19 protein-coding genes are annotated in these 20,262 nt (G+C 70.8%); 4 read left to right on the top strand and 15 right to left on the bottom strand.

The window, feature by feature from the left end; all coding sequences use genetic code 11:
- Nucleotide 1: 1 nt before the first annotated feature.
- From CEK68_RS04075 to bfr, 8 genes are all read right to left on the bottom strand, one after another.
- Nucleotides 2-640 carry a hypothetical protein gene (locus tag CEK68_RS04075; protein WP_152238612.1) on the bottom strand — a complete coding sequence of 213 codons (639 nt, stop codon included), beginning with the start codon at nucleotides 638-640 and terminating at the stop codon, nucleotides 2-4.
- Nucleotides 641-643: 3 nt separating this feature from the next.
- Entirely contained in the window at nucleotides 644-2,092 is a 1,449-nt protein-coding gene (locus CEK68_RS04070) for an aminotransferase class III-fold pyridoxal phosphate-dependent enzyme (protein WP_043092458.1), read from the bottom strand.
- A gap of 49 nt (nucleotides 2,093-2,141) precedes the next feature.
- Nucleotides 2,142-2,783, bottom strand: coding sequence for a class II aldolase/adducin family protein (locus CEK68_RS04065; RefSeq protein WP_152238611.1), 642 nt, complete (start codon nucleotides 2,781-2,783; stop codon nucleotides 2,142-2,144).
- Nucleotides 2,770-4,413, bottom strand: a complete 1,644-nt coding sequence (locus tag CEK68_RS04060; RefSeq protein ID WP_152238610.1) for an FGGY-family carbohydrate kinase — start codon at nucleotides 4,411-4,413, stop codon at nucleotides 2,770-2,772. The genes CEK68_RS04065 and CEK68_RS04060 overlap by 14 nt, the downstream gene beginning before the upstream one ends.
- Nucleotides 4,414-4,416: 3 nt before the next feature.
- Nucleotides 4,417-5,310 carry a TorF family putative porin gene (locus CEK68_RS04055; protein ID WP_152238644.1) on the bottom strand — a complete coding sequence of 298 codons (894 nt, stop codon included), beginning with the start codon at nucleotides 5,308-5,310 and terminating at the stop codon, nucleotides 4,417-4,419.
- Nucleotides 5,311-5,427: 117 nt separating this feature from the next.
- On the bottom strand, nucleotides 5,428-5,871 hold the full coding sequence (locus CEK68_RS04050) for a DUF2147 domain-containing protein (protein ID WP_193314100.1): 444 nt from the start codon (nucleotides 5,869-5,871) through the stop codon (nucleotides 5,428-5,430).
- 56 nt (nucleotides 5,872-5,927) lie between these two features.
- Entirely contained in the window at nucleotides 5,928-6,272 is a 345-nt protein-coding gene (locus CEK68_RS04045) for a hypothetical protein (protein ID WP_152238609.1), read from the bottom strand.
- A 164-nt stretch (nucleotides 6,273-6,436) separates the two neighbouring features.
- Nucleotides 6,437-6,928, bottom strand: a complete 492-nt coding sequence (gene bfr / locus CEK68_RS04040; protein ID WP_026143459.1) for a bacterioferritin — start codon at nucleotides 6,926-6,928, stop codon at nucleotides 6,437-6,439.
- Between the two features lie 191 nt (nucleotides 6,929-7,119).
- On the opposite strand from bfr, the gene CEK68_RS04035 reads away from it, so the two are divergent.
- The 4 genes from CEK68_RS04035 to CEK68_RS04020 all read left to right on the top strand — a co-directional run bounded on the left by CEK68_RS04035 (nucleotide 7,120) and on the right by CEK68_RS04020 (nucleotide 13,365).
- Nucleotides 7,120-9,510 (top strand): penicillin acylase family protein, encoded by a 2,391-nt coding sequence (locus CEK68_RS04035; RefSeq protein ID WP_152238608.1) that lies wholly within the window; start codon nucleotides 7,120-7,122, stop codon nucleotides 9,508-9,510.
- 82 nt (nucleotides 9,511-9,592) lie between these two features.
- Nucleotides 9,593-10,639, top strand: coding sequence for a right-handed parallel beta-helix repeat-containing protein (locus CEK68_RS04030; protein ID WP_150408984.1), 1,047 nt, complete (start codon nucleotides 9,593-9,595; stop codon nucleotides 10,637-10,639).
- A gap of 294 nt (nucleotides 10,640-10,933) precedes the next feature.
- Nucleotides 10,934-12,010 carry a GGDEF domain-containing protein gene (locus CEK68_RS04025; protein WP_152238607.1) on the top strand — a complete coding sequence of 359 codons (1,077 nt, stop codon included), beginning with the start codon at nucleotides 10,934-10,936 and terminating at the stop codon, nucleotides 12,008-12,010.
- 269 nt (nucleotides 12,011-12,279) lie between these two features.
- Nucleotides 12,280-13,365, top strand: a complete 1,086-nt coding sequence (locus tag CEK68_RS04020; protein ID WP_152238606.1) for a GGDEF domain-containing protein — start codon at nucleotides 12,280-12,282, stop codon at nucleotides 13,363-13,365.
- A gap of 76 nt (nucleotides 13,366-13,441) precedes the next feature.
- Here the strand turns inward: CEK68_RS04020 and CEK68_RS20935 are convergent, their stop codons facing one another.
- The 7 genes from CEK68_RS20935 to CEK68_RS03985 form a co-directional block, all read right to left on the bottom strand.
- Nucleotides 13,442-14,005, bottom strand: a complete 564-nt coding sequence (locus tag CEK68_RS20935; RefSeq protein ID WP_193314099.1) for a LysE family transporter — start codon at nucleotides 14,003-14,005, stop codon at nucleotides 13,442-13,444.
- Nucleotides 14,002-15,693 (bottom strand): asparagine synthase B, encoded by a 1,692-nt coding sequence (gene asnB, locus CEK68_RS04010; RefSeq protein WP_152238604.1) that lies wholly within the window; start codon nucleotides 15,691-15,693, stop codon nucleotides 14,002-14,004. Before asnB ends, CEK68_RS20935 begins: the two co-directional genes overlap by 4 nt.
- A gap of 249 nt (nucleotides 15,694-15,942) precedes the next feature.
- Nucleotides 15,943-17,073: a succinyl-diaminopimelate desuccinylase gene (gene dapE, locus CEK68_RS04005; RefSeq protein WP_152238603.1), complete on the bottom strand. Its 1,131-nt coding sequence runs from the start codon at nucleotides 17,071-17,073 to the stop codon at nucleotides 15,943-15,945.
- A 162-nt stretch (nucleotides 17,074-17,235) separates the two neighbouring features.
- Entirely contained in the window at nucleotides 17,236-17,694 is a 459-nt protein-coding gene (locus CEK68_RS04000) for a GNAT family N-acetyltransferase (protein WP_152238602.1), read from the bottom strand.
- Nucleotides 17,691-18,047, bottom strand: a complete 357-nt coding sequence (locus tag CEK68_RS03995) for an arsenate reductase (protein WP_152238601.1) — start codon at nucleotides 18,045-18,047, stop codon at nucleotides 17,691-17,693. The genes CEK68_RS04000 and CEK68_RS03995 overlap by 4 nt, the downstream gene beginning before the upstream one ends.
- A gap of 231 nt (nucleotides 18,048-18,278) precedes the next feature.
- Nucleotides 18,279-19,055, bottom strand: coding sequence for a hypothetical protein (locus CEK68_RS03990; RefSeq protein WP_226977749.1), 777 nt, complete (start codon nucleotides 19,053-19,055; stop codon nucleotides 18,279-18,281).
- A gap of 336 nt (nucleotides 19,056-19,391) precedes the next feature.
- Entirely contained in the window at nucleotides 19,392-20,261 is an 870-nt protein-coding gene (locus CEK68_RS03985) for a hypothetical protein (protein WP_152238600.1), read from the bottom strand.
- Between the last annotated feature and the right edge of the window lies 1 nt (nucleotide 20,262).

Raw genomic sequence — 20,262 nt, 5'->3', positions numbered from 1 at the left:
CTCAGTAGCCTTTGCTTTCGGCCGGCAGTTCGCCCGCGGCAAAGGCCGCGGCGGCACGCACCTGGTCCTTGCGCAGCCGCCCGTTGGCGATGCGCCGCACCCACCAGGGCAGCGCCCGCACCTGCCCGCCGGTGGCCGCGGCAAGCACATAGGCCTTGGCGCATTTCTCGAACAACTCCACGTTCAATGCCAGCCGCTGCGCGGTGATGCCAAGACACAGCGGGCGGGCGCCGAACAGCAGGACGCTGCCGCTGCCCGGCGCGGCCGTCGCCAACGCGTCGAGCGCAGGAAACGGCGCCGGCATCGGCCCGATGTGCCGCGCCTGTTCGTCGAACACCTGCGGCAACACGCCGCCGACATTGGCCAGAAGGTGGCCGAACGCACCGGCCGACCAAGCGCTGGCGCCGACATCCGGACGCCGCGCGTACACCTGCGCGTGCACCAGCGCCGCGGCCGGCAGCGCTGGGTCGCGCCAGTCCAGCCACTGCGGCCGCTCCGCCTCGAGCGCGCCACAGCACATCGCCGTGCTGCCCGGACAGCGCAGCGCCAGCGCTGCCGCGTCGTCGCCGAGCAGGCGCTTGGCCACGAGCCGCTCGCGGGTGTGCAGCCAGAGCGCTTCGATCTGCGGGACGGTGGGCATGCGCTACACCAGCTTGAACACGTCGTCGAAGCGGTTCAGCGCCTCGTCGACCACCGCATCGGTATCGGCGCGGCTGGTGTAGATGCGGCTGCCGGCCAGGGTGATCAGCCCGTGCGCCGAATACGCCGCGCCCATCTCCTCCATCATGTGCTTGCGCTCCTTGGCCTCGTTGCGCACGCGCCACAGCTTGTACAGGTTGCCGGTGTCCAGCAGCAGCACGCCGGAGGTCTGCAGGTGCACGATCGAGCCCATGTTGTAGACCACGTACGGCAGGCCGAGACGGCGGATGATCGCCTCCAGGCCCTGCCGCAGGCGATCGCCGGCGCGGCCGGCCTGGCCGGCGGCATCGCTGCGCTGCGCTTCCAGCAAGGCGTGGTAGCCGGCCACGCAGGACAGCGGATTGGCCGACAGCGTGCCGCCGACGAAGGCGCGCCGCGCCGTCGTGCCGATGCCGCCGACCAGGCTCATCATCACCTCGCGGCGGCCACCGATCGCGCCGGCCATCGGATAGCCGCCGGCCAGGCACTTGCCGAGCACGGTGATGTCCGGCAGGACCCCGAAGTAGCCCTGCGCACCGCCCGGCCCGAGCCGGAAGCCGGTGACCACTTCGTCGAAGATCAGCAGCGCGCCGAACTCGTCGCACAACTTGCGCACCTGCCGGTTGTAGTCGTGGTGCACCGGCCGCGTGCCGCTTTCCGGCCCCAGCGGTTCCAGCAGCACCGCCGCGGTGCCGCCGCGCAGGCGATTGAACTGCAGCTTGCGCCGCAATGCCTCCAGATCGTTGGGATGGCATTCCTGGGTGTAGGCGGTGGCGCCGCGCGGGATGCCGATCGCCTCCATGCGCCCGGTGCCCGGCAGGCGCATGCCGTACACCAACTGGTCGCTCCAGCCGTGGTAGGCGCCGCCGATCTTGATGATCCATTTCTTGCGGGTGTGGGTGCGGGCCAGGCGCACCGCGCCCATCACCGCCTCGGTGCCGGAGCCGAGCAGGCGCAGCATCTCCACCGCCGGCATGCTGGCGCAGACCAGTTCGGCCAGCTTGACCTCGTACGCGTGCAGCAGACCGGTCACCGGACCGCACTGATCCAGTACCGCCTGCACGTGCTCGCGCAGTTCCGGCGGATTGGATCCGAGCAGGGTCGGGCCACCGGCCTGCAGGAAGTCGATGTAGCGGTTGCCGTCCACGTCGGTCAGGTACGCGCCCTCGGCGCTGTGCATGGCCAGCGGGAACGGATGGTTGAACGCCAGGTTGTGCTGCACGCCGCCGGGGATCACCTGCTTGGCTGCCTCGCCCAGGCGCTTGGAGCCCTGGCAGCGCTCGTCGAAATAGCGCATCACCTTGGCCATGCCGGCGGCGCCGATCGGCCGCATCGGCTGGTTCACCAGTGCATGGAAGCGTGCGTACAACTGGTCCACATCGGGCCATTGCGAAATGGCGGGGGTCTGGCTCATCGTCGGTGCCGGGTTCGGGGGAGCGGAAACGGAAAGCGCGTGCATGGGGTCAGGCCTCCAGGGCGGTGAGGACGGCACGCAACGGCGCGGCCAGGCCGGCGTCGTGCAGCGCGCGGCGTTCGATGCGGCGCGCCAGGTGATCGCGCGCCAGCTGCTCCAGCGCATCGACCGCCGCCACCGCCTGTTCCAGGCTGCGGCCGCAGCACAGCACGCCGTGGTTGCGCATCAGGTAGGCGTTGCTCGACGGGCGCAGTTGCCGCGCCAGCAACCAGGCCAGCAGCCCGGTGCCGGACGGGAAGTAGCCGACCATCGGCACACGCGCACCGATCGTTGCCTGCAACGCCGGATCCTCGACCGGCAGCGCCGCCCCCAGCAGCGCGCAGGCGCTGGCCACCGGCTGGTGGGTGTGGATGCTGCAGGCCACGTCGGGCCGGCGGCGCAGCACCTGCGCATGCAGGCCGGTCTCCACCGACGGCGTGGCGGCGCCATCCAGTTGCCGCAGGTCGGCCAGGCGCACCACGCAGATGTCCTCGGCGCGCATCGCCAGGTAATCGATGGCCGACGGCGTCACCGCGAAACGTTCGGCATCCAGGCGCAGCGCGACGTTGCCGCCGGTGCCGGCCAGGTAGCCGCGCCGCGACAACTCCACGCACAGCGCGACCACGCGCGTGCGTTGTTCATGGGCAAACATGCTGGGGAACCTCCGGCACGCACTCGGGAACGGGATTCATGCGCCGGTAGATCGGCGCCAGGGTGCGCTGCAATTCGCGGAACATCGCATAGCGGTCGTCGTACAGCGCGCGGGTGCGTGGCGACGGCTCGTACACCCTGCGCGCGCGTTGCAGCGCCGGCAGGTCGGCGAAGCGCAGCCGGCCCAGGCCGACGCCGGCGATGAAGGTGGCGCCGATCGCATTGGCCTGGATCGGGTTGTGCAGTTGCCGGATCGGCTGGCCGCTGACGTCGGCGATGATCTGGCACCACAGGTCCGACTGCGCGCCGCCGCCGACCGCGGCGATCACGCCCGGATCGCGGCCGAGCAGACGCGCGAACGGCTCCATCATCCAGCGCGTGTTCAACGCCACGCCTTCCATGAAGGCGCGGATGATGTCCTCGCGGGTGTGCATCAGCGACAGGTTGACCAGCCCGGCGCGCAGGCTATGGTCCTCGACCGGGGTGCGCTCGCCGAACAGCCACGGCATGTAGACCAGGCCGTTGGCCCCGGCCGGCACCCGCGCGGCGATGACGTTGAGCACCTCGTACACGTCCGGGCGTTCTTCGTCGCGCAGCAGTTCGTCGGGATGGAACAGGATGCGGTCGCGCAGGAACGACAGGTTGGCCCCGGCGGTGGACTGCAGCGCCGTGGCCAGGTAGCGCCCGCTCACCGCGCACGGCACCGCGGCGATGTTGCTGAACACGTCGGTCTTCATCCGCGGCACGTGCGCGCCCAGCCACGACGAGGTGCCCAGATACAGATGCGCGGCGTAGTCCTCGACCGCCGCGGCCACCGCCACCGCCGAGTTGTCGATGGCGCCGGCGATCACCCGGGTCTGCGGCGACAGGCCCAGTTGCGCGGCCACGCCCGGCAGCAGCGGTCCCAGCACCTCGGTGGAGGCCACCAGCTCCGGCAGCTTGTCGCGTTCGATGCCGAGCAGCCGCAGCAAGCCGTCGTCGTAGCGGATGCGCATCGGGTCGCGGTTGTCGGTGACCCAGGTGGTGAGCACCGAATCGGCGGTGGCGCAGAAGCGCCCGGTCAGGCGCAGGTTGAGATAGTCCAGCGCGTTGAGGAACTTGTGCGTGCGCTGGTAACGCTGCGGTTCGTGGTCGCGCAGGTAGGCGATATGGCCGGCGCAATCCTTGCCGCTGCCGGCCGGCGCGCCGCCGCTCAGGCGCAGCCAGCGCAGCAGTTTCAGCGGCGCATAGCCGCGCACGTTGAGCCAGCGCCCGCGCAGGCGCCGCGCGATCGCCGCCTGCCCGCGCATGTCCAGCCACAGCATGGCGTTGCCCAGCGCGCGGCCGTCGGGGTCCACGCACACGGTGCACTCGCCCTGGGTCGAGCAGCAGACCGCGATCACCCGCCGGCGCAACGCCTCGCCGCCTTGCAGCACCGCCGTGGCGGTGACCAGCAGCGCGTTCCACCAGTCGCGCGGATCCTGCTCGGCGCAGACGCCATGCACGTGCAGGGGCACCGGTTCGAAGGCCCAGGCGATCACCTGGCCCTCCAGGGTGACCAGCGCGCACTTGCAGCCGGAGGTTCCCAGGTCCACCGCCAGCACCAGTGGCTGGTCGCCGCCCCGGTCGGCATCGAGCAGTTCGCTGCGCATCGGTCAGAACGTGTAGCCGATCGAGGCCACCAGGGTGTCGCCGTCGGTCTTGCGGATGCGCGCGCCGTCCTGCACCCAATACAGCTCGTGCGCGTTGACCCGGGTGCTGACCCAGTCCAGGTTCCAGTCCAGGCCCCAGCGCTTGTGGGTGACGCCGATCTGGTAGTCGGCGAAGCTGCCCTCGCTGAAGTTGCGCAGCTTCTGGTAGCCGGCGTGCAGGCGCAGCGTGGTCGACGGCAATATCGACGGCAGCAGCGGCGTCTGGTAGTTCAGATCGCCCAGCAGCGTGCCGCGCGAGTCGTGCTCGCCACGGGCGAAGCAGCGCAGCGCCGTCGTCGGGTCGGCGGCGAACTGCAGGATCTGTGCGCACACGCCGCCGGTATCGGCGCCGCGGTAGGTCTTGGAGAACACGTACAGCACGCGGCCCTCGACCGCGCCGTAGCCGAGTTCGAGCACGCCGAAATTGCTGTCGTAGTCGGTGCGGCGAATGTCCTCCGGCGTGCCGGTCTCCAGGTCGATCCGGTGCGGGGCCAGGAAGCTGGCGCCGGGGAAGCGCTCCGTCGCCAGACCGACGCCCGCATGCCAGGCATCGGGATTGCCGAAGCGGTAGCCGGCCGCGGCGGTAATGCCCAGGCCGTCGCCGTCGAGGAACTGTTTCTTGCTGACCTTGGCCACCTCCAGCAGTGCGACGAAACCACTGGCGTGCACGAACTGGGTGGTCCACTTCAGCGATGGGCGCATCAGCGAGTCGGACACGCCGCGCGTACGCTGCTCGCTCATCAGCTTGATCTGGTTCTGGAACTCGTAATTGACCATGCCATCGGCGTCGGCCTGCTGGGCCTGCGCCTGGGCACAGCACGCGCCGTGCAGGGCCAGTGCGCCCACGAGGGTCGCCATGAAGCGGACTGCGGTCATCTCAATCTCCCCTGTTCGCTGAGGAAGGTGGGACGCGCGGCGGCCGTCGCGGGCCCCGCACGTCGAGGGCGCCGGCGCGTTGCGCGCGCGGCAGGTGGACTACTTGGCGCAGACCGGCGTGCTGGGCAGCGCCTGCACGCGGGTGAAGCGCTCTGTCTCGCCGAGCACTTCCACACCGACGAAGGCGCGCAGGTCCAGCGATTTGCCGCTGGCGCGCAGCGTGGCCTTGTAGCGCTTGCCGCTGCGCGGATCGAAGGCCCAGCCGTCGCGCCAGGTATCGCCGTCCTCGCGCCCCAGACGTGCGATCTGCACGCCGCAGGTATCGGTGGCGGTGCCGGCGTCCTTGTCCCAGACGATGCGTCCGCACAAGGCCGCGGCCGCATCCGCGCAGGGCGCGAACTCCACCACCGCGTCCTTGGCCGCGGTCAGCCACAAGCCCTGCGCCGCGGCCGGTGCGGCGCCTGCCGCAGCCGGCGCCAGCAACCACCCCGCTACGACCACACCGACCACGCCGTACCGCTTGATTCCCGGACTCGCCTGCATCGAACGCCCCCTCGCCATCGCGCAATTAAGTAGTGAAAACTACCGTATAGCGATCACTACCGTTTTGCAAGCATTGCCCGCGCGGCGTTCGCCACGGACGTGGCGAGGCGCGCAAACGCCTGGATTTCAAGGGTTCGCGCATGCAGCGACATGCGTGCGACGGCCGATTTTTGCGGCGTTGCAACAGCCATCGGCGAGGACGGCGACAACAGATCGGCTCGCCCGATCGCCATGGCGTCGCACTGCGAACCGAGCGAATGCGCCAGCCACGCCGTCCAGCGACGCGGCCGCGCGCGGCCGAACCCGATCGGCGGCGTCAGGAAACGAGAAGGGCAGAAGGCGTGTCGGCAGTCGTTGCGGCCTTGCTGCAGCAGCAACCGCCGCGACATCGCGATGCGCACTATCGCCCGCGAAGGTCGGCAGCGCCGGTGCGGGCCAGCGAGAGTTGTGGCGACCGGCACGATCGGCGGGTCAGAAGCGGCCGGCGATGGCACGGCCGCGGTGGCGGGGATGGGTCCCGCTCAGTGCATCGGCGCCTCCCGCAAGCGGGAGGCGCACGGACGGATCAGGCGTCCTTGCCGGACACGTGACCGTCGATCTTCGACGTCTGGTACAGCGCCATGCCGATGCGCTTGATCAAGCCGAGCTGCTGTTCCAGCCACCAGGCATGGTCTTCCTCGGTGTCGCGCAGCTGCGCCAGCAGCACGTCGCGGCTGACGTAGTCGCCGTGCTGCTCGCACAGTTTCATGCCCGCGGCCAGATTGGCGCGCACTTCGTACTCGACCTTCAGGTCCTTCTCCAGCATCTCCTCGACCGTGCGCCCGGGTTCGAAGGCGTGCGGGCGCATGTCCGGGTCGCCCTCCAGGAACAGGATGCGCCGCAGCAGCGCATCGGCGTGCTCGGTCTCCTCTTCCATCTCGTGGTTGATGCGTTCGTACAGCGCCAGCAGGCCCTGGTCCTCGTAACGCCGCGAGTGGATGAAATACTGGTCGCGCGCGGCCAGTTCGCCGCGCAGCAGCTCCTTGAGGCATTGCACAACGTCGGGGTGTCCCTTCATGGGGCGGGCTCCGTGGGGTCGACTGAGGGCGCCATAGTGCCCGATGCCGCCGCGCCGCGTTCCAATCGGAATCATTCACATCCCGACTCGCACATCCGCGATGCGTGACCCCGCGCACAGCGCGCCGCGCCTACGCGGGAACGACACGCAGTCGTGTCTAGAATCGGAGACTTGCCCACCGGAGAGAGACGATGCGCGGTCGATGGAAACGCCTGCTGCTGGGGACGCTGCTGCTGACGGCGGCCGTGGCGCTGGGCATCTGGCTGCTGTTGCGCGGCAGCCTGGCCACGCTCGACGGCAACGCGCCGCTGCAAGGCCTGCGCGCGCCGGCAAGCATCCAGCGCGACGCGCTGGGCGTGGTCACCATCGATGCCGCCGACGAGGCCGATGCGATGCGCGCGCTCGGCTACGTGCACGCGCAGGAACGCTTCTTCGAGATGGACCTGCTGCGCCGCGCCGCCGCAGGCGAACTGTCCGAGCTGGTCGGTCCGCACGCGCTGGAGGTGGACAAGGCACGGCGGGCGCATCGCCTGCGCGCGCGCAGCAGCGCGCAACTGGCCGCGTTCGCCGGCACGCACGCAGCGGCCTTGCAGGCCTACAGTGCCGGCGTCAACCAAGGCCTGCACGCCTTGCGGGTACGGCCGTGGCCTTACCTGATGCTGTTCGCCGCGCCGCGCGACTGGCAGCCTGTGGATTCGGCGCTGGCCGGCCAGGCGATGTACTTCGACCTGCAGGGCAAGCAACTCGAGCGCAAGCTGGCCCTGTATCGCCTGCAGCAGCGCTTGCCGGCGCCGCTGTACGCCCTGCTGCGCCACGAAGGCAGCAGTTGGGACGCGACACTGGACGGCAGCGTGCGCGGCGACGCGGCGCTGCCCTCCGCCGATCAGGTCGATCTGCGTCGCCTGGCGCAGGCGCCGGCCGCCGCCGCGACCGAGGCGGTCGCCACCAGCGCGCCCGGCAGCAACAACTGGGCGATCGCCGGCAGCCGCACCGCCGACGGCCGCGCCATCGTCGCCAACGACATGCATCTGGGCCTGCGCGCGCCCAGCCTGTGGTTCCGCGTGCGCCTGCGCTATGCCGATGCGCAGGCGCCGGGCGGCCACGTGGACGTGTCCGGATTCTCGCTGCCCGGCCTGCCGGCGGTGATCGTCGGCAGCAACGGTCACGTTGCCTGGGGGTTCACCAACAGCTATGCAGATACCGCGGACTGGTACCGGCTAACCCCGTGCGCCGCGGTGGCGCAGCCCGGCTGCACGCCGGTCACCGTGCATCGCGAACGGATCAAGGTCTCGGGCGCCCCCGACACCGAACTGCAGGTCGAAGACACCGCCTATGGCCCGATCCTGCAACACGAACCCGACGGCAGCGCGCTGGCGTTGCGCTGGGCCGCGCAGTTGCCGGGTGCGCTGAATCTGGGGCTGGCCGACTTCGCCCGCGCCGACACCCTGCCCGATGCCTTCGCCCGTGCGCAGCACATCGCCACGCCGGCGCAGAACCTGGTGCTGGCCGACCGCGACGGCCACATCGGCTGGCGCGTGCTCGGCCCGCTGCCGCTGCGCGGCCCGCACTGCGCGGCCGATGCGGTGATGCACGACGTGCGCGCGACAGTGCCGGCGGAGGCGCGCTGCGCGCCATGGCCGCTGTCCACCAGCCAGTCGCCGCAGCGCATCGACCCCGCCGACGGGCAACTGTGGACCGCCAATGCCCGCGTGGTCGGCGGCGCCGAACTGGCGCCGCTCGGCGACGGCGGCTACGCGCTGGGCGCACGCGCACAGCAGATCCGCGACGACCTGCGCCTGCATCCGCGGCTGAACGAACCGCAGTTGCTGGCGATCCAGCTCGACGACCGCGCCCTGTTCCTGCAGCGCTGGTGGGCGCTGCTGCAGCAACGCGATGCCGGTTCGGCGACGCCGGCGTTGCACGCCATCTCGCAAGCGGCCAAGCACTGGGAGGGCCGCGCCAGCACCGGCTCGGTGAGCTACACCCTGGTGCGCGCCTGGCGCCTGGCGGTGCTGACCCGGATCCGCGACGGCCTGATCGCACCGGCACGTACAGGATCGAACGCAGATACCGCGCCCGCGCCCCCGGCGCTGCCGCAACTGGAAGGCGTGGCCTGGCCGCTGCTGCAGCAACAGCCGCTGCACCTGCTGCCGCGCCGCTACGGCAGCTGGCAGGCGCTGCTGGAAGACGCCGCCACCGAGGTGCGCACGCACCTGCAGGCCGATGGCCCGCTGGACACTCGCCGCTGGGGCCAGGAGAACCGTGCGGCGATCTGCCATCCGCTGGCGCAGGGCCTGCCGGCGCCGCTGCGCGGCTGGCTGTGCATGCCGGACACGCCGCTGCCGGGCGATGACGACATGCCGCGGGTGCAGCGCCCGGCCTTCGGCGCCTCCGAGCGCATGGTGGTGGCACCGGGTCACGAGGCCGACGGCATCGTGCACATGCCCGGCGGCCAGAGCGGCCACCCGCTGTCGCCGTTCTGGGGCGCCGGCCACGCCGACTGGGTGCAGGGCCGCGCCACAAAGTTCCTGCCCGGCCCGACCCGGCACACGCTGACATTAAGCCCGTCCGCACCACAATGACCCGCGATCGGCTCCGCGCCCGCGTCCGACCGCATACGCCGGCCTGCCTTCCCCCTTCCCCCACTGCCGAGTCTGCCTACCGATGAAGCGCCCTCCCCTGCTCGCCCTGTTGCTGCCGCTCGCCGCGGCCGTGTCGTTTTCCGCCTGTGCCACGCCGGCTGCCGACGCGCCCGCGGCCGCCTCCGACTGCAGCGTGCGCGCCCAACCCGGCGACGATCTGCAGGCCGCGATCGACCGCGTCCCCAACGACGGCAAACCCGCCACGGTGTGCCTGAGCGCCGGCGAGTTCCCGGTCGGCAAGCTGATCTCGATCCAACGCGACGGCCTGCGCCTGCGCGGCCAGGGCGACAGCACCGTGCTGCGCATGCGCGACCACGTGCAGCAACCGACCATCGTCATCGGCGACTATCAGAACGAGCGCCCGATCCGGCCGATCCGCGACGTGCGCGTGGAGCAGTTGCAGATCGTCGGCGGCACCATCGACAAGGAGTTCATGCCCGAACGCCCGTACCTCAGCAACAGCCTGGTGGTGGTGCGCAACGGCCAGAACATCCAGCTGACCCACCTGCGAGTGAGCAAGTGCCGCAGCGCCTGCCTGCTCAGCGAGTTCGACAGCCGCGACCTGCTGATCGCGCACAACGACGTCTCCGGCGCGACCTGGGATGGGGTGTCGTTCAACCGCACCGCCAAGGTCAAGCTGATCGACAACGTGATCCACGACAACGTCGCCGCCGGCATCACCACCGAGCACCTGGAAGACAGCGAGATCCGCGACAACCGCCTGGAGCGCAACGGCAGCCAGGGCGTGTACCTGGCCGACGCGCGGCGCAACCTGTTCGCGGGCAACCAGTTCATCGACAACAAGGGCGCCGGGCTCTACCTGACCTGCTCGATCCGCCAGCGCACGCCGCAGATCCTTTGCTGGGACAACAGCATGAGCCAGGACAACACCTTCGAGAACAACACCTTCCGCGGCAACCCCTACACCTACACCATCGGGGTGGACAGCGCGGCCAACTGCACCGGCCCGGAGTTCCGCCCCAATCTGTGGCGCAAGAACAACCAGGCCGATGCCTCGGGCATCGACATCCAGCCCGAACGCTACGGCCACTGCGTGCGCTTCGAGTAAGCGCGCGCGGCTGCCGCGCCTGCGCACGCCACCCGGCCGGCCTTGAACAGGTCGGCCGGGGCGCCCCCACCCGCGCGTGGCGGCAGAACCGGGGTGACCCCCAGGCCAGGCCGCGTCCAGGCGGGTGTCGCCCCCCCCCCAGGCGGGCGACACGCACCCCGCGACACATCCATTAAAGCTCTGCCTGCAGCGGCCGCTAACCGGTGACGACGCCCCAGCGACCGACGGACCACGCTGGACCACCGACCGGCCGTGCCGCAGACGCTGGAGTGCCGCGGCGCTCTGGGAGAGCAGATGAACTACCACCTTCATGTCCGCCGCACCCTCGACACGCCGATCCTGGCGATCCAGGGCCTGACCCTGTGCGTGTGGCTGGCGCTGCTGCTGTGCAACCCCTACCTGAGCCACCCACTGGACGCGCGCTATGCGCTGGCGTTCGCCGCCATGCTCGGCAGCGGCGCGGTCATGCGCATGGCCAGGCACTTCTGGCAATGGCGGTTGAGCGCCTTCCTGTCGGTGATCGCGTTCGACGCCGCATTCCGGCTGCAGTTGCACCACATGGGCGGCGCCGGCCTGCCCTGGATGCTGCCGGTGGCGGTGACCCTGAGCCTGGGCTACAGCGTGCTGTTCTGCCACGCGCGCGACTATCTGCTGGCGCTGGCCTGCACCTGGGCGATCATGCTCGGCTGGCACGACAGCCTGGTGCCGGCCTCCGCCGACCTGCCGCTGCTGGAGATCCTGGTGGCGGCGGTGACCATGGTCGGGTTCGCGTTGAACCGTATCTTCGTCACCACCATGCGCAGCAACCACGCGCTAAAGGAAGGCTATCGGCGCCTGGCCGCGACCGACGCACTGACCGGCATCCCCAACCGGCGCGCGCTGATGGCCGACCTGCAGGCAGCGGTCGGCACCCAGCATGCCGTGCAGTTGGCCATGCTGGACATCGACGACTTCGAGCGGATCGGCACCGAGCACGGCCACCACGTCGGCGATGCGGTGCTGCAGGCGCTGGCGACGGAACTGGTGCGGCTGGACCCGCGTTGCCGCGTCGGCCGCCTCGGCGGCGAGGAGTTCGGCCTGCTGTTCGAGGGCGTGTCGCAGGACAAGGCGAGCGCACTGGTGCAGCGCCTGCAACAGCGCATCCGCGGCCTGCGCGTGGACGGCGCCAGCTTCACCTGCAGCGTCGGCTTGGCCTCGTTGCCGGCCGGCGGCGAACTGTCCGACCTGCTAGCCCGCGCCGACCGCGCACTGTCCGCCGCCCGGCAGGCGGGCAACGGCAGCCTTCGCCTGGACGGCGCCACGCCGGTGTCGGCCGGCACGTCCGCGGCGTTCGCGCGCGATCCCGCGCTGCCGGCCGCCACGTCGCTGTAGCACACAGCACCAACAGCCCCCGCGGGGCGGCGCATGCCGCCGCCCCGCAGCACACTCGCTCGTGGTGCACGCGCATCAGGCCCGACGCAGACAGCGCAGACGTCCACCCCGCTTCACCGCCGCTGCGTGCGGCACGAACAGGCTGAACCGCAGACGCTGTGGCCACTCAAGCCGCCACGCCGGCATGCCGATACGCTGCCATCGATCCAGCGCGTGCGCGTCGGCGTCCGCACATCACGAACCGGCCGGGACGCGCCGTTGGGCAGCACATGACGTACCCGGAGTACATCCGCCACCTGCTGGGCCGGTCGACCACCGCCATCCAAGCGCTGACCCTGTCGATCTGGGTCGCGACGCTGCTGTTCAATCCGTATCTGCAGCGACCATGGGGCCTGGTCAATTTGATCCTGCTGGCCGCGCTGCTCGGCACCGCCGCCTGCACCCTGCTGGTCCGCCGCTTCTGGCACTGGCGCCTGAGCGGCGCGCTGTACGTGCTGCTGCTGTCGTGGGCGTATCAGATCGAGCTGCGGCAGATGGGCGTACATGGCGAATTCTGGTGGCTGCCGACCACGGTCACCCTGTGCCTGGGCATCAATCTGCTGTTCCCGTTCACGCGCGACTACCTGCTGGCGCTGGTATACACCTGGACGATCATGCTGAGCGGTCGGGCGCTGCCACCGGCGGCCGCCAGCGACCCGATGCTGCTGGGGCTGCTGGTCGCCGCGGTGTCGCTGATCGGCTTGGCCATGAACCGCACCTTCGCGCGCAGCATGCTGATCACCTATCGCCTGAAGGAAGACTACCGGCGCATCTACGAGACCGATGCGTTGACCGGGCTGGCCAACCGGCGCGCCCTGATGGCGCAACTGCATGCGCTGGCGGCCGAGCGCGGTCGCCGCGGCACGCTGCAGTTCGCGATGCTGGACATCGACGATTTCAAGCAGGTCAACGACCGCCATGGCCACGATGTCGGCGATGCGGTGTTGCTCGCCCTGGCCGCCGAACTGACCCGGCTCGGGCACGGCTGCCGGGTCGGCCGGCTCGGCGGCGAGGAATTCGGCATCGTGCTCGACGGCATGAGCGACGCGCAGACTGATGCCCTGCTGCAGCGGCTGCTGGAACGCGTGCGCCAGACCCGCGCCAAGGGTGTGGCCTTCACGTTCAGCGCCGGGGTCGCGCGCATGCATCCCGACGTCGACGTCTCGGATCTGCTCAAGCGTGCCGACCGTGCGCTGTATGCCGCCAAGCGCGACGGCAAGAGCCGGATCTGCCTGGACAGCGCCACAGCACCCGCCCCCATGGCGGCCATGCACCGCGCCCTCGACAGCGCGGCGTCGACCGCGGATCCAGCTTAGCGGAAGGCGCACGGCACGCATCGCCGGCGTCGAACACGCACGCTACCGGAGCAGCGCGACACGCCTGCGCTTGCGGCTACACCGCCCGCCACAGCAGGCGCAGGCCCAGGCCACTCATCAGCACCGCACTGAGCCGGTCCAGCGGCCGCCGCGCGCGCAACCACCAGCGCCGCGGCGCCGGTGCGGACAGCAACCCGGCCACCAGCGCGAACCAGGCCGCATCGATGGCGAAGGCCAGCGATGGCAGCGCCACGTACTCGGCAGGCACGCGCTGCGCCGGCAGCAGCGCGGCGAACAGGCCGGCGAACACCAGCGCGGTCTGCGGGTTGCCGAGCTGGGTCAACAGGCCCATGACGAAGGCCGAGCGCACCGCCGGCACCTGCTGTTCCGGCGCGATGGCGGCCACCGAAGCCGGCGTCCGCCACGCCCGCCAGGCCAGCCACAGCAGATAGGCGGCACCGGCGACCGACACCGCGCGATGCAGCGCCGGCACCCGCTCCAGCAACGCCTGCAGGCCGAACAAGGCCGCCAACGCGAACAGCGCGCAGCCCACGCCCATGCCCAGTGCCGCGGCGAGCCCCGCCGTGCGCGAGCGCCCCGCGGCCAGCCGCGCCACCAGCAGGAAGCTGGCGCCGGTCACCCCAGCGCCTGCGCGTGCACCCCGGCCACCGCACGGCCGGAGGGATCGGCCATCGTCGCGAAGCTGGCATCCCAGGCGATCGCCGCCGGCGAGGAGCAGGCGATCGACTTGCCGCCGGGCACGGTCTCGGCCGCGGCCGGCGTCGGGAACACGCGCTCGAACAGGCTGCGGTAGTAATAGGCTTCCTTGGTCTGCGGCGGGTTCACCGGGAAACGCTTGTCGGCCGCGGCCAGTTCGCGGTCGCTGACCTGGGCCTCGGCATGCGCCTTCAGCCCATCGATCCAGCCGTAGCCGACGCCGTCGCTGAACTGCTCCTTCTGCCGCCACAGGATCGACTCGGGCAGGTAGCCCTCGAAGGCTTCGCGCAGCACCGCCTTCTCGATGCGCTTGCTGCCGTCGGCGCGGGTGCCGGCCATCTTGTACTGGGCGTCCATGCGCATGGCCACGTCCAGGAACTCCACGTCCAGGAACGGCACGCGCGGCTCCACGCCCCAGGCCATCATCGACTTGTTGGCGCGCAGGCAATCGTAGTTGTACAGCGCGTCGAGCTTGCGGATCAGTTCTTCGTGGAACTCGCGCGCGTTCGGCGCCTTGTGGAAGTACAGGTAGCCGCCGAAGATCTCGTCGCTGCCTTCGCCGGAGAGCACCATCTTCACCCCCATCGCCTTGATCCGCCGCGCCAGCAGGAACATCGGCGTGGAGGCGCGGATGGTGGTGACGTCGTAGGTCTCGATGTGCCGGATCACCTCCGGCAACGCGTCCAGGCCTTCCTCGAAGGTGTATTCGAAACCGTGGTGCACCGTGCCCAGCGCCTCGGCGGCGATCGCCGCGGCGGCCAGATCCGGCGAACCCTTCAGACCGATCGCGAACGAGTGCAGGCGCGGCCACCAGGCCTCGGCCTCGTCGTTCTCCTCGATGCGCTTGCGCGCGAAGCGCGCCGCCACCGCCGCGACCAGCGACGAATCCAGCCCACCGGAGAGCAGCACGCCGTACGGCACGTCGGTCATCAACTGGCGATGCACGGCGCGCTCGAAGGCCTCGCGCAGTTCCTGCTTGCTGACCTCCACGCCCTGCACCGCCGCATAGTCGCGCCACGGCTTGCGGTAGTACTGCACGAGTTCGCCGCTGGCGCTGTCGTAGTAGTGGCCCGGCGGGAACTGTGCGACGTCGGCGCAGCTGTCGGCCAGCGACTTCATCTCCGAGGCCACCCGCAACCGCCCCTGCGCATCATGGCCCCAGTACAGCGGGCACACCCCCATCGGATCGCGCGCGATCAGCACGCGCCCGGCGACCTTGTCCCACAGCGCGAAGGCGAAGATGCCGTTGAGGCGGTTCAGCAGCGCGTCCGGCGTGGTTTCGCGGTACAGCGCGTTGATCACCTCGCAGTCCGAGCCGGTCTGGAAGGCGTATGGCTGCACCAGCTGCTTCTTCAGTTCGCGATGGTTGTAGATCTCGCCGTTGACCGCCAGCGCCAGCTGCCCGTCGTCGGAAAGCAGCGGCTGCGAACCGCCGGCCGGGTCGACGATGGCCAGGCGCTCGTGGACCAGGATCGCGCCGTCGTCGACATACACGCCGCTCCAGTCCGGGCCGCGGTGGCGCTGCCGCTGCGAGCAGTCCAGCGCCTGCCGCCGCAGCGCCTGCAGGTCGTCGCCCGGTTGCAGGCCGAAGATGCCGAAGATCGAACACATGGGAAAGCTCCTGATCGTGGGGTGGTGGTTGCGGAGGGGAACACCCAGGCACAAAAAAACCCGCATCGGCCGATGCGGGTTTTCTGGTGGCTGGGCGTGGTGTTTCTGGTAGCGCCTAGTCGCAGACCCGCATCGGCCGCGCACGATTATTCGCCAGCGCGTTATTGCGGCCGTTGGCGTTGCTCGAGCGGAGGGCGGACAGCGAGGTCATGGAACGACCGTAACCCGGCACGCGAGCCGGCGCAACTGTTACCGCAGCAACCGTTCGATCAGGCGCAGGTACAGATCCGGCAACGCCTCCAGGTCGGCCACGCGCACGTGCTCGTCGACCTGGTGGATGCTGGCGTTGACCGGGCCGACCTCGATGCATTGCGCGCCCAGCGGGGCGATGAAGCGCGCATCGGAGGTGCCGCCGCCGGTGCTCTCCTCCGGCGGCGCGCCGGCGACCTCGCCCAGCACCTCGCGCGCCACCCGGCGCAGCGTGCCTTCCGGGGTGTAGAACGGCTCGCCGCTGCGGTGCCAGCGCAGGTCGTAGTCCAGGCCATGGCGATCGAACAGCGCGGCGATCTCCGCTTCCAGCCGCGGCGCATCCCAGTGCGGGGTATAGCGCAGGTTGAAGGCGACCTGCAGTTCGCCGGGGATCACGTTGTTGGCGCCGGTACCGGCATGGATGTTGGAGAGTTGCAGACTGGTCGGCGGGAAGCTTTCGTAGCCGTCGTCCCAGTGCCGCGCCACCAACTCGGCCAGCGCCGGCGCGGCCAGGTGGATCGGGTTGCGCGCCTTGTGCGGATAGGCCACGTGCCCCTGCACGCCGCGCACGCGCAGCGCACCGGAGAGGCTGCCGCGACGGCCGACCCGCAGCAGATCGCCGAGCCGCTCGGTGGACGAGGGTTCGCCGGTGATGCACCAGTCGATGCGCTCGCCACGCTCGGCGAACACGCGCGCCACATGGCGCACGCCGTCGATCGCATCGCCTTCCTCGTCGCTGGTCAGCAGCAGCGCCAGCGTGCCCGGGTGCTGCGGCTGCGCGGCCACGAACCGCTCGGCGGCGACCACGAAGGCGGCCACGCTGCCCTTCATGTCGGCGGCGCCGCGCCCGTACAGCACGCCATCGCGGACCTGCGGCGCGAACGGATCGCTGCTCCAGGCCTCGCGCGGCCCCGGCGGCACCACGTCGGTATGGCCGAGCAGCGCCAGCACCGGACCGTCGCCGCCGCGATGGGTGGCCCACAGGTTGTCGACCTCGCCGCAGCGCAGCCGCTCGATGGCGAAACCGGCGCGCTGCAGCCGCTGCGCGATCAGGTCCTGGCACCCGGCATCGTCGGGGGTGACCGACGGGCGGGCGATCAGGTCGCAGGCGAGTTCAAGGACATCGGACATGCAGGGATACCGTTGGAAAACACGAGGGAGACGCGATGCGGATCGGCGGCGGCAGCGTCGCGTGCCGACGGCGCACGTTGCGCAGTGTACGAGCGGGACTTGCGGATTCGAAGCATCTGCCAGGATCGCCGGACGGGTGCTCGGTCGCGGCGCCGGCCGTCGCTACGGCGCGATGCCGGGCCAGCGCATGCACTGCACGCGCACCGCGAAAGCTTCGTTGCCAGGCATGCGCCCGCCGTGCGTGCCGGTTTCGACGAAACCGCAGACGCGGTAGAACGCGAGCGCCGCGGCATTGCACTCCAGCAATTCCAGCGTCAAGCCAGCCGGGCTGGCCTCCTGCACCGCGACCACCAGCGCCTGACCGACGCCGCGCCGGCGCGCGGCCGGATCCACGTACAGCCAGGCCAGTTCCTCGCCGTCGTCGGCGACGAAGCCGAGCACCTGACCCTGCGCTTCTGCGACCTGCACGCGGTAGTCGAACAAGCCTTCGCGCTCGGCCGCGATCGGCAGCGGCAGGAACGCCTCCGCCAATCCCGCCGCCTGCAGTTCCTCCAGCCGCGCGGCATCGTGGATGGCGCACAGGCGCGCCCAGTCGTCGGCCCGGTACGGGCGGATGTTCACGCCACCCCGAACCGCTGCTTGAAGCCGTTGTCGGAGAAGCCCTGGCTGAGCTTGCCGTCGTCGGTCACCACCACCGGGCGGCGGATCAGTTGCGGATACTCGCGCAGCAGCAGCTTCCATTCGGCATCGGAGCCGGGTGTCTTCTTGTTGTCGGGCAGTTGCCGCCAGGTGGTGGAGGACTTGTTGACCAGCGCATCGAATCCACCGGCCTGGCCGGCCCAGTCCAGCAGGGTCTCCGGGGTCGGCTTGTGCTCGCGGTAATCGACGAAGGTGTAGGACACGCCGAAGCGGTCCAGCCACTTGGTCGCCTTCTTGCAGGTGTCGCAGTTCTTCAATCCGTACAACGTCGTCATCGAAACATCCCTTCAAGCGAATGAAGCCCCTCTCCCACCGGGAGCGGGGTTGGGGTGAGGGTCGGTCGGCCCAGAACAGATCGCACTCCAAAGCACCGCGCACCGCCTTTCGGCGGGCGATGCCATCAGGAGACGAACCGGGCATGCCGTGATCGACAGGCAGCAGCGCGCGTGATCTTACCCGCCGCGCGCGCCATCGGCCTCCCACGCGCAAGAAGACGCCGCCAGGCCTCACTGCGCCGGCACGTCCTGGAGCTTGGCCGAGTCGATCCGCCAGCGCAGCTGCGCCGCCGAAGCGCCGTCCACGCCGTTGACCCGGCGCAGCACGTAGTCGCCGCGGAAGCGTTGCCGCGTGCCGTCGGCCAGCGTCGCCTCCACGGTGACCGGCACCGGCTGGTACACCGAACCGGCGGCGCCATCGCTGGCGCCCAGCGCGCCGATCGTCGCCTTCACCGCACGCGTCTGCGCGAAGCCGGCCTTGAAGGCCGCGTAGGACTGCCCCGGGCGCCCGTCCTCGCCCCACTGCTGCCAGGCCGTGGCGTAGTCGCGCGCATTGATCGCCGCGTAGTAGCGCCGCACCACGTCGGCCGCGGCCTGCGGGCTGTCGGCGGCCGGGCCGCACCCGGCGGTGGTCGGTCCGTCGCGGCCGAGCAGCGCGCAACTGCGGGCGATCTCGTCGTCGATCATGGCGCAGCTGTTGGCGGCATTGCAGGGCGGGTGCGTGGCCGGCGACACCGAGCGACAGGTGGCCGCACGCGCCGCCGCGGCGTCGGCGCCGATCTCGTCGGCGCAGGACAGCGGCGCGCCCGCCGCACCGGCAGTCCCCGTCGTCGTCGCAGGCGTTTGCGCAGGCGCAGGTGTCGCGGCCGGCGCCGGATTGGGCGCAGCGGCTGCCGCCGCAGGCGTGTCGCCCTGCTTGGGCGTCGTCGACGCCGGCGCGCCCTCACGGCCGCACCCGGACAGCGCGAACGCCGCCGTCATCCAGCAAGCCCACATGATCGTACGCATCGGTCTCTCCTGTTCGTTCGTGGCAGCGCGCCAGGCCTCTTCCGTTCCGCCCCCTGACGTGGCGGCAGTGGCGCAATCGCGTGCGCCAGCGTATCGGGCCACCCATGTACGTCGGGTATGCACAGCGCTCCCGACCGGCCGCGGGATCGCCCGGTTCAACCGACGGCCGGCCGTCCATCTCCTGCACCGTCGATCACCCAGGCGGAGGCGAGCGTCGACGCAACAGGGCACGGCAATGCTGCGGTGCAACCGGCGCGCATGGCCCTGTCCCGCGGGCACGCGACGGAACCGCTCGAACAGGTTGCACGCTGCCGGCGTTACCCAGGCGCCAGGCGCTCAGAGCAGCCGTTCGGACACCACCCGGAACGCGACACGCGGCAGGCGAAAGGCCAATCCCTCCTCCAGCGCGACACCCAGCGCCTGCAGCCGCGGGCAGGTCAGCGCCCCGGTCAGCCGCAACGGCTGCAGCGTGGCCGGGTCCACCGGCAAGGCGATGCGGGTGCTGGCCCAGCGGCCGTCGCAGGTGCGCGCGATGGCCTCGTCCTGGCAGGTGAGGAAGCGCAGCAGCGCCTCGCGCGTGGCGAACGCCGGCGTCCAGTCGGCATCGTGCCAGGCCTCGGCAGGCTGCCAGTGCAGTTGCAGCGCCGGCGCGCTGCCCTGCCCCGGCTCGATCTGCGTGTGGCCGCTGCCATCGGACTGCAGCGCGTGCACGAAGCGCGCGGCCAGGTGCGGCTGCATGGCGTCGCTGGCGGCGCGTGCGCCGGCCACGTAGGCCAATCCATCCATCACGTTGCGGTCGAACAGCACCACCGGCCCGGCGCCCACGTCGTCCACGCGACGCAGGTACCACCGCCAGTTGCTCTGCAGCGGCGATGGCAGCAGCTTCCGCAGCGGCCCGGCCAGGGCCGGGCCGAAATGGCCGTGGCGATAGCTGAGGATGGTGTATGGCGTGCGCCCCTGGTGGACGACATGGGCGTAGCCCGGCGGCGGTGGCGGGGCGCGACGCACGTCGACCCACCAGTTCAGATAGACCACCTCGCGCACGTCGCTCACAAGCGCCGGCAGCGGCCAGCGCTGCGTCAACGCACGCCGCAGCCGGGTCCAGCCAGGCGCATGCAGCAGGCGCGGCAGCGCGCGCCCGTACCAGGCGGCGGACGGGTGCCGGTAAGCCGCGGCCTCGGCCAGGTCCGGCACCGCCGCCGGCATC

It is taken from the genome of Xanthomonas sp. LMG 12461, assembly GCF_009192935.1.
GTDB lineage: Bacteria > Pseudomonadota > Gammaproteobacteria > Xanthomonadales > Xanthomonadaceae > Xanthomonas_A > Xanthomonas_A sontii.
The sequence above is the reverse complement of the archived record's forward strand: the minus strand, read 5'-3'. Positions and strand labels throughout refer to the sequence as shown.

Coding starts and splice junctions, on each gene's coding strand:
- CEK68_RS04075 (WP_152238612.1), bottom strand. CDS start 640: ATGCCCACCGTCCCGCAGATCGAAGCGCTCTGGCTGCACACCCGCGAG.
- CEK68_RS04070 (WP_043092458.1), bottom strand. CDS start 2,092: ATGAGCCAGACCCCCGCCATTTCGCAATGGCCCGATGTGGACCAGTTG.
- CEK68_RS04065 (WP_152238611.1), bottom strand. CDS start 2,783: ATGTTTGCCCATGAACAACGCACGCGCGTGGTCGCGCTGTGCGTGGAG.
- CEK68_RS04060 (WP_152238610.1), bottom strand. CDS start 4,413: ATGCGCAGCGAACTGCTCGATGCCGACCGGGGCGGCGACCAGCCACTG.
- CEK68_RS04055 (WP_152238644.1), bottom strand. CDS start 5,310: ATGGCGACCCTCGTGGGCGCACTGGCCCTGCACGGCGCGTGCTGTGCC.
- CEK68_RS04050 (WP_193314100.1), bottom strand. CDS start 5,871: ATGCAGGCGAGTCCGGGAATCAAGCGGTACGGCGTGGTCGGTGTGGTC.
- bfr (WP_026143459.1), bottom strand. CDS start 6,928: ATGAAGGGACACCCCGACGTTGTGCAATGCCTCAAGGAGCTGCTGCGC.
- CEK68_RS04035 (WP_152238608.1), top strand. CDS start 7,120: ATGCGCGGTCGATGGAAACGCCTGCTGCTGGGGACGCTGCTGCTGACG.
- CEK68_RS04030 (WP_150408984.1), top strand. CDS start 9,593: ATGAAGCGCCCTCCCCTGCTCGCCCTGTTGCTGCCGCTCGCCGCGGCC.
- CEK68_RS04025 (WP_152238607.1), top strand. CDS start 10,934: ATGAACTACCACCTTCATGTCCGCCGCACCCTCGACACGCCGATCCTG.
- CEK68_RS04020 (WP_152238606.1), top strand. CDS start 12,280: ATGACGTACCCGGAGTACATCCGCCACCTGCTGGGCCGGTCGACCACC.
- asnB (WP_152238604.1), bottom strand. CDS start 15,693: ATGTGTTCGATCTTCGGCATCTTCGGCCTGCAACCGGGCGACGACCTG.
- dapE (WP_152238603.1), bottom strand. CDS start 17,073: ATGTCCGATGTCCTTGAACTCGCCTGCGACCTGATCGCCCGCCCGTCG.
- CEK68_RS03995 (WP_152238601.1), bottom strand. CDS start 18,047: ATGACGACGTTGTACGGATTGAAGAACTGCGACACCTGCAAGAAGGCG.
- CEK68_RS03990 (WP_226977749.1), bottom strand. CDS start 19,055: ATGCGTACGATCATGTGGGCTTGCTGGATGACGGCGGCGTTCGCGCTG.
- CEK68_RS03985 (WP_152238600.1), bottom strand. CDS start 20,261: ATGCCGGCGGCGGTGCCGGACCTGGCCGAGGCCGCGGCTTACCGGCAC.